We start from the raw sequence: 13,033 nt of genomic DNA on the forward strand, positions 1-13,033 counted from the left end.
GATTTCTTCTTCGTGACCTAAAAAGACGCTCCGCATTGCGGAGCGTAAAAATAGGTGATGCACCAAAGCAAACTTTATAGCGTTTCTAGATCACCGCAGAAGCGATAGCCTTCACCATGAATGGTGGAGATGATTTCTGGGCCATCAGCAATCGATTCAAAGTGTTTACGAATGCGACGAATAGTCACATCAACGGTGCGATCGTGTGGTTTCAGTTCTCGGCCAGTCATCTTTTTCAGAAGATCGGCGCGGGTTTGAATTTTGCCTGGGTTTTCACAGAAGTGTAGCAGGGCACGAAATTCTGAACGTGGCAATTTAAAGGAGTCGCCACTTGGGCTCACGAGTGCACGGCTGTTAATTTCAAGCGTCCAGCCATTGAACTGGTAGCGTTCAACGGTTTTACGTTCTTCCTGTGGCAAGCTTTGATTCATGGCGCGGGTCAATAGATTGCGGGCACGAATGGTAAGCTCACGAGGGTTAAAAGGTTTGGTGATGTAATCATCGGCACCAATTTCTAGGCCAAGGATTTTATCCACTTCATTATCACGACCAGTCAAAAACATCAGTGCTGTGTCGCCTTTTTCGCGTAGTTCACGCGCCAACAATAGGCCGTTTTTACCTGGTAGGTTGATATCCATGATCACAAGATTCACGGTGTGGGTTGAGAGCTGTTGGTGCATCTCGTTGCCATCATTGGCTTCGTAAACAACATAACCTTCCGCCTCAAAAATACTTTTGAGGGTATTGCGGGTTACATGTTCATCTTCAACAATCAAAATTTGCGGGGTTTGCATGGCATTACCTAAACAAGGGTCCAAAATAGCAATAATAATCGCCGAATTTTAGCGAAAAACGTTATATACAAGCAAAATGGATCAACAGTAAGTGTTGTCCAGTTATCAATTATTCACTGCTTTGTGATATCGATGCGGTGAAAGTGAGCAAAAATAGGGCGCTTAGGGTATTTCACCCGTTATAATTCTGCGCCGTTGGCCTCGCTCAAAGTCGCCATTTTAAGGCAGATTGTATGTACTTCACTATATCGCCACAATCTGAACCGAAATCACAAGGGGAAAACCGACGACTTTGTTGATTTAAGTCAAATCAGAAAGCCCAATTTAGTTGACAACTCTACGCTAATTTTCAATTACTTATCTTGTTTTTTTGTTGGAATGCAATCGATGTCAAATTCATCAATAGAATCAATGTTACCGCTTTGGCAAAGCTACTTTGATATTCAATTTCAATTTGATGCGCCATTACAGGGGACTGCATTCGCAATTTTAACCGCCTGGAATCCCAAAAGTCAGCCATTATCACTGGCTGAAAATCAGCAGCGAAATCTTGCCCTAGTCGAGCAATTAACCGCTCAGCAGTTGGGTTTTCAAAGGATGAATGGTGGCGCGACTGATGGTAGTTGGTTTGAGCCGGGATTTGCGTTGTTTTGCTCGCGTCAACAAGCGCACAAAATTGCGGCGCATTGGCAGCAAAACGCGATCTATTGGGTGGAGAATGGGCGGCTCTATTTGGACCCTGTATTGATGGCATCTTTTTCCATCACAGAGCTTGGTGAGTTTGCTGATTTTATCGCGTCATAATTGGGCCAATTAGTGAGCTGAATCGAGCTAAAAGCGGCGCTAAAAATTAAGGCCAATGCCAAAACTGAGCTGGCTATCTTGTTCTTTAACATCCATGCTGGCGTTCAAATTGAAGTGTTCAAATTGATATTGGCTAGAAAACTCAAACTCGGTTTGGCTGTTGGCGGGTGAATCATCGCTTGGCGCTGGAGCGGTGATGCCAGTGGTAAAGCTTAACCGATCAGACACCTGATATTGCAGTCCGCTGGTAAAGCCTTTTTGTGATTGCTGTAAGTTGTCGCCAGTGATCATGCGCGTACCGATATAAAGCTGGAAATGATCGTACATGCGGTAGCGATAGCCGCTGTCAATTTGCCATAGGGCAAACTGCTGCGACTGGCTCTGAGAGGTCAGATACCATTGATGTTTACTGCTGTTGTTTGATGGTTCTGAAAGGTTTTCTGCACTCACTGAGGCACATAACAATAAAAATCCGGCCAGTCCCTGTGCAAACCTTGAACCATAGCAATGGATCATGGCGATTCGCTTCCTAAATAACTGTCATTAGATTAGCGTGATTGAATGCGGTGGTCATATTTTGAACATCAAGATGAGAGGTCGCTTCTTCTTTTTCCAGACAAAATCGCTCAAATTGTGAAAATGCTAACGGATTATTTCGATCGAATTTTCGACAAATTGATTATTTTTTGTTTGTTTGCTTGACTCGGCTAGTTCGATGCGGTACTTGTAACAGCACGTTTTAAAAGAGTAATCAGTTGATGGCATTCGTAGTTCGTACCATTACCACCACCATTATTACCGGCACCATTAGTGTTGGGGTGGGCTGATACTCGACGAATAGACAAATGAGCCCGTACCCCACAAGGTGCGGGCTTTTTTTATCCAAGAAGGAACTGGAGGAAAGGATGCGAGTTCTCAAGTTTGGCGGCACTTCGCTGGCCAATGCAGAGCGTTTTCTGCGCGTCGCTGACATCGTGGTCAGCAATCAATGTCAAGGCCCTGTTTCACTGGTGCTCTCTGCACCAGCAAAAATTACCAACCATTTGGTTGCAGTTGTTGAAGACACAGTTGCAAAAGGTGAAGCTGAAATCCATATCGGTGAAATTGAGCGTATTTTTACCGAGCTATTTCATGGTCTGGCGCAAGCAGAAAGCAAGCTAGATAGCGCACCACTGTTCCAAGCATTGGAAAAGTTGGTGGGTCAACTCAAGCAATACCTGCATGGCATTCAATTACTTGGCCTATGCCCGGATAACGTCTACGCCAAAATCATTTGTAAAGGTGAGCGACTTTCAATTGCCGCCATGAAAGCTGTTTTAGAAGCGCGTGGTCATCAAGCTTATATTATCGATCCGGTGCAATATCTCGTGGGTCATGATGACTATCTTGAGTCGATGATTGATATTGAGCGCTCAACGCTGAACTTCCGAGCCAATCCCATTCCACAAAACCATGTAGGCTTGATGGCTGGTTTTACTGCCGGTAACAACAAAGGCGAGTTGGTGACTTTGGGCCGTAACGGTTCTGATTATTCAGCGGCGGTACTGGCGGCATGTTTACGCGCAGATTGCTGTGAAATCTGGACGGATGTGGATGGCGTTTATAGCTGCGATCCGCGTTTAGTGCCGGATGCTCGTCTACTGAAATCCTTGAGTTACCAAGAAGCAATGGAGCTGTCTTACTTTGGTGCCAAGGTTCTGCATCCAAAAACCATTGCGCCTATTGCCCAATTCCAAATTCCTTGTCTGATTAAAAACAGTTTTAACCCGCAAGCGCCAGGTACTTTAATTGGCCAAGATGCCGGTGAAGATGGTTTGGCCATTAAAGGGATCACTACCCTAGATAAACTGACCATGGTCAACGTGTCAGGTCCGGGCATGAAGGGCATGGTGGGTATGGCATCGCGTGTATTTGGTGCGATGTCGCAAGCTGGCGTCTCTATTGTATTGATCACTCAGTCTTCATCTGAATACAGCATCAGTTTTTGTATCGAGCAAGAAGATCGCGATCGCGCAGAGCAAGCGCTTTATAGCAGTTTTGAACTTGAGCTCAAGGATGGCTTGCTTGAGCCGGTGGAGTTTATTGAAGATCTCGCCATTATCTCTTTGGTCGGCGATGGTATGCGCACCTCTCGCGGTGTGGCTTCACAATTCTTCACCGCGCTGGCTGAGATGAATATCAATGTGGTGGCGATTGCCCAGGGTTCTTCTGAGCGTGCTATCTCTGCTGTAATTCCTGCAGAAAATGTTTCTTCTGCGGTGAAAGCGTGTCATCAAAATCTATTTAACGCCAACCATGCGCTGGATGTGTTTGTCATTGGTGTCGGTGGTGTCGGCGGTGCTTTGGTCGATCAAATTTCTCGTCAAGGCGAGAAGCTATTGGGTCAAGGCATTGAGATTCGTGTGTGTGCGCTGCACAGCATTGATCAGCGTTTGCTCAATGCCGATGGCATTAGCCTTAATGATTGGCGTGGTCAGCTTGAGCAATCTTCTGGTGCTTTTGAGCTATCTGATTTGATCAATATGGTGCGTCGCAACCACATCATTAACCCTGTGATTGTGGACTGTACCTCAAGCCAAGCAATTGCTGATCAATATGCAGATTTCCTCGCTGCTGGCTTCCATGTGATCACCCCGAACAAGAAAGCCAATACCGCGAGCATGAACTATTACCATCAGCTTCGCCAAGCAGCGCGCGGTACGCGTCGTAAGTTTATGTATGAAACCACTGTGGGCGCAGGCTTGCCAGTGATTGAAAACCTACAAAACCTGATTGCAGCTGGTGATGAGTTAGTGCGCTTTAACGGTATTTTGTCTGGCTCTCTTTCTTATATCTTCGGCAAATTGGATGAAGGCATGACCTTTAGCCAAGCCACTGGCGTTGCCAAAGACAATGGCTTTACCGAGCCCGATCCGCGTGACGATCTATCGGGCATGGATGTGGCGCGTAAGCTGCTTATTCTAGCGCGTGAGTCAGGTCTTGAGCTTGAGCTGGATGATGTTCAAGTTGAGCCTGCCTTGCCACCGGGTTTTGATGCATCCGGTTCGGTTGAGCAGTTTATGGCACGTTTGCCAGAAGCAGATGCTTACTTTACTGAGCAGGCTGGCAAAGCCGCCGCTGAGGGCAAAGTGCTTCGTTACGTGGGTGAAATTGACCAAGGCAAATGCGTGGTACGTATTATGGCCGTGGATGGCGATGACCCAATGTTTAAGATTAAAGATGGTGAAAATGCCTTGGCATTCTATAGCCGCTACTATCAGCCAATTCCGCTGGTACTGCGCGGGTATGGCGCAGGTACTGAAGTGACCGCTGCTGGCGTGTTCTCAGATTTGATGCGCACGGTTGGCTGGAAATTAGGAGTATAAGCAATGAGTGTGGTGGTTTATGCCCCAGCTTCCATTGGCAATGTCAGTGTTGGTTTTGATGTATTAGGGGCGGCAGTGTCGCCCATTGATGGCACCCTGCTTGGCGATCGCGTGGCCGTTGAGGATGGCGATTCGCCATTCTCTTTACGCTGCATCGGTCGCTTCGTGGATAAATTGCCTGCCGATAGCCAAGAAAATATCGTTTATTTTTGCTGGCAAGCTTTTGCCAAAGCACTTGAGCAAACTGATGTCGCGCTCAAGCCTGTGGCCATGACCCTTGAGAAAAATATGCCCATTGGCTCAGGTTTGGGCTCCAGTGCTTGCTCTATTGTCGCAGCGCTGGATGCGCTCAATCAGTTTCATGGCAGCCCGCTAGATGAGATGACGCTGCTTGGTTTGATGGGCGAGATGGAAGGGCAAATCTCAGGTGGTATTCATTACGATAACGTAGCGCCTTGTTATTTGGGGGGCATGCAACTGATGGTGGAAGCGCAGGGCATTATCAGCCAGCAAGTGCCGAGTTTTGACCAGTGGTACTGGGTCATGGCTTATCCTGGCATCAAGGTTTCAACCGCAGAAGCACGCGCTATTTTGCCTGCGCAATATCGCCGCCAAGATGTGATTGCTCATGGCCGATACCTAGCCGGCTTTATTCATGCATGTTACTCTCAGCAACCAGCGCTGGCCGCCGAGATGATCCATGATGTGATTGCAGAGCCCTACCGTGAGAAATTGCTGCCTAATTTTGCCAATGCACGTGAATTTGCCAAGCAAGCAGGCGCATTGACCACAGGGATTTCAGGCTCAGGCCCAACGCTGTTTAGTGTTTGTGATGATTTGGCCGTTGCAGAGCGTGTCGCGCGCTGGTTAGAGCAAAACTATGTGCAAAATGAAGAAGGATTTGTCCATATCTGTCGCTTAGATGGGTTTGGTTCAAAAGTGACAGGAAGTACACTATGAAGCTATACAACATTAAAGAGCGAGACGAGCAAGTCTCCTTTGGCCAAGCCGTACGCCAAGGCTTAGGTCGTAATCAGGGCCTCTTTTTCCCTGAAAATATTCCTCAGTTTGATGATATTGATGCGCTCCTTGCGCAGGATTTTATCACTCGCAGCACCACCATTTTATCGGCATTGATTGGCGATGAGCTGAGCACTGAGCAAGTGCGCAGCATGGTGGGAAATGCCTTTCAATTCCCTGCGCCCCTAGCGAAAGTCAGTGCGCAGGTGGATGCCCTTGAACTATTTCATGGCCCAACTTTAGCCTTTAAAGACTTTGGTGGCCGCTTTATGGCGCAGTCTTTAGCAACGGTTTCTGAAGGTGGGCAAATCACCATTTTGACTGCGACCTCAGGCGATACTGGCGCAGCGGTTGCTCATGCTTTTTATGGCATGGACAACATTAAGGTGGTGATCCTCTATCCAAAAGGTAAGATCAGCCCGTTGCAAGAGGCGCTGTTCTGTACCTTGGGCAAGAATATTCATACGGTTGCCATTGAAGGTGATTTTGATGCTTGCCAGGCCATGGTTAAGCAAGCCTTTGATGATGCCGCACTTCGCCAAGAGATTGGTTTGAACTCCGCGAACTCAATCAACATCAGCCGTTTGATGGCGCAGATTTGCTACTACTTTGAAGCCGTGGCTCAACTCTCTGCTGAAAAACGCCAGAATCTTGTGGTCTCTGTACCAAGCGGTAACTTTGGTAACTTGACCGCTGGTCTACTAGCCAAAGCCATGGGTTTGCCGATTAAGCGCTTTATTGCTGCAACCAACGCCAATGATACTGTGCCGCGTTATCTTGAAACCGGTGAGTGGGCTCCGAAACCTACGGTTGCAACGCTTTCCAATGCGATGGATGTTAGCCAGCCAAACAACTGGCCACGCATTGAAGAGCTATGCCAGCGCATGGGCTGGGGGCTTGAAACACTGGGTCGCGGCGCGGTCACTGATGCGCAAACCGCAGAAACGCTCAAAGCAATGTACAAAGATGGCTACCTGTGTGAGCCGCATGGTGCGATTGCCTATCGCGTATTGACTGAGCAACTCGCTGCCGATGAGCACGGTCTATTCCTTTGTACTGCGCATCCAGCCAAGTTTAAAGAGGCGGTGGATGAGATTCTGGCAACCGATATTGATCTGCCTGCGCCTTTGGCCAAGCATGCCAAATTGCCACTGCTTTCTCAGACGCTTGCGCCTGATTTTGATGAGCTAAAAGTGGTATTGCGTCGCGTGCAGCCATAAGCACAGCAAAGATGTATGGTTCAAAAAAGCGCTCCTGGGAGCGCTTTTTTATGGCTTTTTGTCTTTGGAGTGACCTGAATTCGAGACCTTTTTCAGGAATTGTTAGCTGGGTCGCAATGTTAAATTTGATGTAATAAATGAACACAAGCGCCAAAGCGGGGCGAAAAATTGCTGTCAATCTCGCACTATTTGGGGCGATTTGCTGGCTTTTGATCAAGTCCGGTGAAAGGAATGTGAAATGACCGGAATTTCATGAAAAACAAAGGATTTTCGGTTTAAAAACGTGACTGAAACGCGCTTACCTAAAGTGCAAAGCTATGGTTATCTAAGCTCGATTTATCTCATATTTGATTGAGGATGGAGCCGAATGAATAAGTTTACCCTGAGTGCATTAGCGCTTGCCATGGCCGCGACTGCGCCACTTACCCAAGCCGATGAGTTGGCGGGTCTATCGCAACTGACCATTATTCCAAACCATAATGCGCAGCTGCTTCGCAACTTTAACCCTTATCTCACAACACGTTTGCACACCGCGCGTGACTTTATCTATGAGCCATTGGTGATTTTTAATGAGCTAAAAGGGAATACACCTGAGTATCGTTTGGCGACCAACTATAAATTTAGCGATGATCTTTTGACCCTCACTTTTGATTTGCGTGAAGGCGTGAAATGGTCAGATGGTCAAACCTTTAACGCAGATGACGTGGTTTACTCTTTTGAACTGCTGAAAGCACAACCTGAGTTTGACGATCGCGGTATCAACAAGTTGGTGAAATCAGTTAAGAAGATCAATGACTACCAAGTGTCATTTGCGCTGACTGAAGTGAATACCAACGCCGCTTATGAAATTGTGCAAGTACCAGTAGTTGCTGAGCATATCTGGTCGAAAGTCGACAACTTGGTTGAGTTCGAAAACCCAAATCCAGTGGGCACCGGTCCATTTACCGATATCAAAGTCTTTACCCCAACCCTGATGGTGCAATGTCGTAACCCGAACTACTGGGATAACGCAGAGCTTGAAGTGGACTGTTTGCGTCTACCACAATTTACCCATAACGATCAGGTGTTCGCATCCTTGGTGAACTCTGAAGTGGACTGGGCGGGCTCTTTTGTTCCTGATATCGACAGTACTTATATGAAGGCATCGAAGCACCATGGCTACTGGTATCCAGCTGCGGGCACTCAGTCTTTCATGTTTAACTACCAGTCAAAAGATGCTGCGAAAGCTGAAGCCATGAATAACGTGGACTTCCGCCGTGCATTCTCCATGGCCATTGACCGTGCAACCATCATTGATATTGCTAACTATGGCAATGGCACAGTGAACGACTTTGCATCGGGCTTGGGTTATGCGTTTGAAGCCTGGTCTGATGAAGGCGTGCATCAGCAGTATAAGCAATATATGACTTATAACGTGGACGCAGCCAAGGCGTTGTTGAAAAAAGCAGGCTTTGTCGATAAAAACGGCGACGGCTTTGTTGAAACCCCATCAGGTAAGAGCTTTGAGCTAGAAGTTCAATCACCAAATGGTTGGACCGATTTTAACAACGTGGTGATGCTTGCAGTTGAGCAGCTTGGTGAAGCGGGTATTAAAGTCACAGCGAAAACGCCTGACTTCTCTATCTATAACCAAGGGATGGTGAACGGTAACTACGATGTGGCCTATACCAACTACTTCCATGGGCCAACGCCATTTACTTACTGGAATAGTGGTTACCACTCTAAACTGCAAGCTGGCCAAGGGATGCCTCGTTTCGCGATGCACTTCTGGAAAAATAGCCAGCTAGATGCACTACTTGATGGCTTCTTTAAAACAGCTGATGCCAACAAGCAAAAACAAACAGCGCACGAGATTCAAAAGCTGATTGCTGAGAACCAAGTAACCGTGCCTGTGATGTCTGGCTCAAACTTCTACCAGTACAACACCAAGCGCTTTACTGGCTGGTGGACACAGGACAATCCAAAGGGTCGTCCAATGGTTTGGGAAGGAACACCTGAGCGTATTTTGCACGTGCTTGATCTGAAGCCTGTGAAATAAATCATCGCTTACGAAAAAGCCCAGCAATTGCTGGGCTTTTTGTTGTTTGTTCTTTGTTTTTTGTTCTTTGTTTTTGGGGGGCTGACTATTCAGCGATGACCTCAAAGGCCAACAACCGTTTGGCTAGCAAACTGTCGAGCATCTCGCGCTCGCTTTCTTTTAGATAGGTCCAGCGCAATTGATAGCGATCCATCATCGCTTGCTTTTGCTCAAGCTGATGCTGCTCATCCTCATTAATAAAATCAAGATAGAGATTGGCCTGTGGTAAGTAAAAGCTGGCAAAGCACAACTCATCAATTGGCAGCTGACGCTCGTAAGCATGGGGAATACCAGCAAGATAGAGCCAGTTATCGATTTCAAGCTCGCCTTGGTGGCGCACATAGTGGCCGTCAAGCGCTTGGTATTTGGCTGCAAATTGAGCGCGAAAACGGGCAAAGGAAAGATGGGTATTTTCCTGCGTGCTATTGCCTTTGAGTTTACTCGCTAGCTCTCGTAAGCGCGGATGAAAAGAGAGGGTATCAGGCCAAATGGCGTAGGGAATACCGGTTTGCTGCGATTGTTTTTGCTGTCCACCAATCTGTTCACCCGCGGCGGTGACTTTCCAGCCTTTGGTTGCTTTTTGCAGCCAACCTAGCTCGCGTAGCAGTAGATTAATTTGATTGGCGCTTAATGAAAAATAATGCGCGATTTGCTTGGCTGAATGATAGCCCTGTTCTTGTTTCAGCGCACTTTGGCCGCGAACATCCAAATCATTGGGCCAGATAATATAAGTGCCGAATTTATCACTTTGCTTATACTCACCCCCATGGCGACGGCCAAGGTCGGTCAGTTGCCACTGCTCCTGCTGACGGGCAATGAGTCCAGCCTGTTGCAGCTGAATAAATAGAGTCTTAAGGTCGATTTGGCGCTTTTTTGCCAAAGCTGAGGTGGAGAGTTTTTCTGGCGATGAATTTGACATGGTTGCAAATACAGCGAGGAGTGATGGCTCAATCTTAGCGATTATTTGTCTTGAAAGCTGTGTTTTTTCAAAGGGACAGATGGTAACAAATGCAAAAAAGCGAGCCGAAGCTCGCTTTTTTTGTTGTCACTTTAAGAGCAATTAAAGTGACTCAGTAAAGGTACGAGCAATCACGTCACGTTGTTGTTCAGGTGTGAGTGAGTTGAAGCGTACTGCATAACCAGATACACGAATGGTTAGCTGTGGATAATTTTCTGGGTGTTTTACCGCATCTTCTAGCGTGTCACGTTGTAGTACGTTCACGTTGAGGTGTTGGCCACCTTCAATTTTTGGTGCAACTTCTAGGTTGATTTCGCGATATTCGATGTCGCCTAGGGTTTCAGTTGCAACTGTGTCATCTGCGTTAAAGTTGCCAGCGGCTGCAACACAACGTGCTTGGTTTGTTTCGCTGTCTAGCAACCAAATTGAGTTTAGTAGGTCGTCGTTCGCAGCTTTGGTGATTTGAATACCAGTGATCATATGACTTTACTCCTATCAAATTAGGATGATGTTTTATTTCAACGCACCGGCACGCTTTGTGCTAGCGCAATTTGTATTACTTATTCTTGATGTGAGTCAATTTACCGCAAGATTTCCTTGGGATCAATAGGGTTTTTCATTGAGTTAAATCAAGAAATGGGTGTTTTTTTGTTTTTGTGCGCTAGAATGCAGTTCTGCTCATTTGAGTGGAAATAATACAAAAAGTGGTAAATTTACAACCAAAGGTGGCAAGATGAAGTATATCGGCGCACATGTCAGTGCATCTGGCGGGGTCCATCACTGCATTGATAATGCATTGGCGATTGGTGCTAATGCTTTTGCGCTTTTTACTAAGAATCAGCGCCGCTGGCAGGCCAATCCGCTTGAAAGCAAAGTAATTGACCAATTTCGTCGTCGCTGTGAGGCGGCCAATTTTTCTGCCGCGCAAATTCTTCCCCATGATTCCTATTTGATTAACTTGGGACATCCTGATGCCGAGGCGCTTACTAAATCGCGTGATGCTTTTTTAGATGAGATGCAGCGCTGTGAGCAACTGGGTTTAACGCTGCTCAATTTCCATCCGGGTTCGCACTTAAATCAGATTGATCCTGAAGCTTGTCTCGACCGCATTGCGGAGTCGATCAATATCACTTTAGAGAAGACGCAAGGGGTCACGGCGGTGATTGAAAATACTGCAGGACAGGGGACCAACTTAGGTTATCGATTTGAGCATCTGGCGCAGATTATCGACAAAGTCGAAGATAAAAGCCGAGTGGGTGTGTGCCTAGATACCTGTCATACCTTTGCTGCGGGTTATGATTTGGCTTCTACGGCCGCGGCGCAGGCAACTTTTGCTGAGTTTGAGCAGGTGGTGGGGTTTGAATATTTGCGTGGTATGCACCTCAACGATGCCAAGGTGACCTGTGGTAGCCGTGTCGACCGCCATCATAGCTTGGGGCAAGGGCACATCGGCTGGGACTGCTTTGCTTTCATCATGCAAGATGCGCGATTTGATGGCATGCCGTTGGTTCTTGAAACCATTGATGAAACGATCTGGCCTGATGAAATTCAAGCATTGCGTCAACTGGCAGCAAAGCAGAATGCATGATGATGCCTTTATTTAGCGTCTATTTAATGTCGATAGATTCAATGGTGTTAATAGATGCAATGTTATTGACTAAAAATTAACCAAAAATTTATCCGCAGTTGATACCCAAATATTGAGCCTCGCTATAGTCAACCATGTGTCATAACACTTTGCTGGCAAGTGATGTGTGAGCAAAGCGTTTCCAGCTGAAACGTGGATAACTTTTAGGAGTGCTCAATATGCCTGTTTATTTTCATACACCCTCACGAAGCACAGGGGCAACACGCCCACAACCTTATCGAAGTCAATCTGGACGAGGCCATTGGCGGCACAGCCATGCCCAGCGTCCTACGCGGCAAAGCCAAGCATAAGATGCAAGCATCACCACAGCGCTGGGTTCACCTGTATTCATGGTGGCTGGATGACGATGAATGCGGCGGATGATTGCTGCGCTTGGTGAACTGGGTACAATAGCCCTTTTATTGGCAAGGAATAAGCGAAATGACCCAAGCGCTTAATTGGACTGATGTGATTGGTTCAGAGAAACAGCAACCCTACTTTATAGAGATGATGCAGTACATCCAAAGGCGTCGTGAGCAGGGTGTGGTGATCTACCCGCCGCAAGAGCAGGTATTTAATGCCTTTCAATCCACCCCCTTTGAGCAAGTGCGTGTGGTGATTTTGGGTCAAGACCCGTATCACGGTCCTAATCAAGCGCATGGCTTGTGTTTTTCTGTACTGCCAGGCGTCAAAGCGCCGCCATCACTTGCCAATATGTATAAAGAGCTGGTGCAAGATATTCCTGGATTTACCATTCCCAATCATGGTTATCTTCAAAGTTGGGCTGAGCAGGGGGTATTGCTACTCAACACCGTATTAACCGTGGAGCAGGGGCACGCGCACTCACATGCCAAGTTGGGGTGGGAAACCTTCACCGATCGCGTGATTGAAGCCATCAACCAACAAAAAGAGGGCGTGGTGTTTATTTTGTGGGGCGCACATGCACAAAAGAAAGGCCGCTTTATTGATCGCCAGCGTCACCATGTATTGACGGGTCCGCATCCTTCACCGCTATCGGCACATCGTGGCTTTTTTGGTTGCGGCCACTTTAGCCAAACCAATGCCATTCTCAGTGAGCAGGGACAAGCACCAATCAACTGGTGTTTGCCTGCGCAAATTTAAGTGCGCTGCTGAACAATTTTTCATCGTTTTGACGCGTCCTGCTTTT

The 13,033-nt window shown here is 47.1% G+C and carries 11 protein-coding genes and 1 other annotated feature; of the genes, 7 read left to right on the top strand and 4 right to left on the bottom strand.

The annotated features are described in order from the left end of the window. Positions 1–74 precede the first annotated feature (74 nt). Positions 75–794, bottom strand: coding sequence for a two-component system response regulator ArcA (gene arcA / locus L9P36_RS02410; protein WP_237464617.1), 720 nt, complete (start codon positions 792–794; stop codon positions 75–77). Positions 795–1,181: 387 nt separating this feature from the next. Between arcA and L9P36_RS02415 the strand changes: the two genes are divergently transcribed. Beyond that, positions 1,182–1,598 carry a DUF3293 domain-containing protein gene (locus L9P36_RS02415; protein ID WP_237464619.1) on the top strand — a complete coding sequence of 139 codons (417 nt, stop codon included), beginning with the start codon at positions 1,182–1,184 and terminating at the stop codon, positions 1,596–1,598. 39 nt (positions 1,599–1,637) lie between these two features. Here the strand turns inward: L9P36_RS02415 and L9P36_RS02420 are convergent, their stop codons facing one another. Further along, the gene (locus L9P36_RS02420) at positions 1,638–2,114 is read right to left on the bottom strand and encodes a hypothetical protein (protein WP_237464621.1); all 477 of its coding nucleotides are present in this window, start codon (positions 2,112–2,114) and stop codon (positions 1,638–1,640) included. A 252-nt stretch (positions 2,115–2,366) separates the two neighbouring features. After that, positions 2,367–2,480: a sequence feature (Thr leader region), on the top strand. 23 nt (positions 2,481–2,503) lie between these two features. Between L9P36_RS02420 and thrA the strand changes: the two genes are divergently transcribed. The 4 genes from thrA (at position 2,504) to L9P36_RS02440 (ending at position 9,241) form a co-directional block, all read left to right on the top strand. Continuing rightward, a complete protein-coding gene (thrA, locus tag L9P36_RS02425; protein ID WP_237464623.1) occupies positions 2,504–4,963 on the top strand; it encodes a bifunctional aspartate kinase/homoserine dehydrogenase I in 2,460 nt (819 codons plus the stop codon). A gap of 3 nt (positions 4,964–4,966) precedes the next feature. Then, positions 4,967–5,923, top strand: coding sequence for a homoserine kinase (thrB, locus tag L9P36_RS02430; RefSeq protein WP_237464625.1), 957 nt, complete (start codon positions 4,967–4,969; stop codon positions 5,921–5,923). Further along, a complete protein-coding gene (gene thrC, locus L9P36_RS02435; RefSeq protein WP_237464627.1) occupies positions 5,920–7,203 on the top strand; it encodes a threonine synthase in 1,284 nt (427 codons plus the stop codon). The genes thrB and thrC overlap by 4 nt, the downstream gene beginning before the upstream one ends. Before the next feature lie 367 nt (positions 7,204–7,570). After that, complete coding sequence (locus L9P36_RS02440) at positions 7,571–9,241, top strand: ABC transporter substrate-binding protein (RefSeq protein ID WP_354004717.1); 1,671 nt, start codon at positions 7,571–7,573, stop codon at positions 9,239–9,241. An 85-nt stretch (positions 9,242–9,326) separates the two neighbouring features. On the opposite strand, the gene L9P36_RS02445 is transcribed toward L9P36_RS02440, so the two are convergent. Both L9P36_RS02445 and grcA read right to left on the bottom strand, forming a co-directional pair. Then, positions 9,327–10,199, bottom strand: a complete 873-nt coding sequence (locus tag L9P36_RS02445) for a glycerol kinase (RefSeq protein ID WP_237464628.1) — start codon at positions 10,197–10,199, stop codon at positions 9,327–9,329. Positions 10,200–10,340: 141 nt separating this feature from the next. Continuing rightward, positions 10,341–10,718 carry an autonomous glycyl radical cofactor GrcA gene (gene grcA / locus L9P36_RS02450; RefSeq protein ID WP_237464629.1) on the bottom strand — a complete coding sequence of 126 codons (378 nt, stop codon included), beginning with the start codon at positions 10,716–10,718 and terminating at the stop codon, positions 10,341–10,343. Between the two features lie 253 nt (positions 10,719–10,971). On the opposite strand from grcA, the gene nfo reads away from it, so the two are divergent. Together nfo and ung are read left to right on the top strand one after the other, a co-directional pair. Then, positions 10,972–11,826 (top strand): deoxyribonuclease IV, encoded by an 855-nt coding sequence (gene nfo, locus L9P36_RS02455; RefSeq protein ID WP_237464630.1) that lies wholly within the window; start codon positions 10,972–10,974, stop codon positions 11,824–11,826. 480 nt (positions 11,827–12,306) lie between these two features. Next, a complete protein-coding gene (gene ung / locus L9P36_RS02460; RefSeq protein ID WP_237464631.1) occupies positions 12,307–12,987 on the top strand; it encodes a uracil-DNA glycosylase in 681 nt (226 codons plus the stop codon). Positions 12,988–13,033 lie beyond the last annotated feature (46 nt).

Source organism: Vibrio stylophorae (genome assembly GCF_921293875.1).
GTDB lineage: Bacteria > Pseudomonadota > Gammaproteobacteria > Enterobacterales > Vibrionaceae > Vibrio_A > Vibrio_A stylophorae.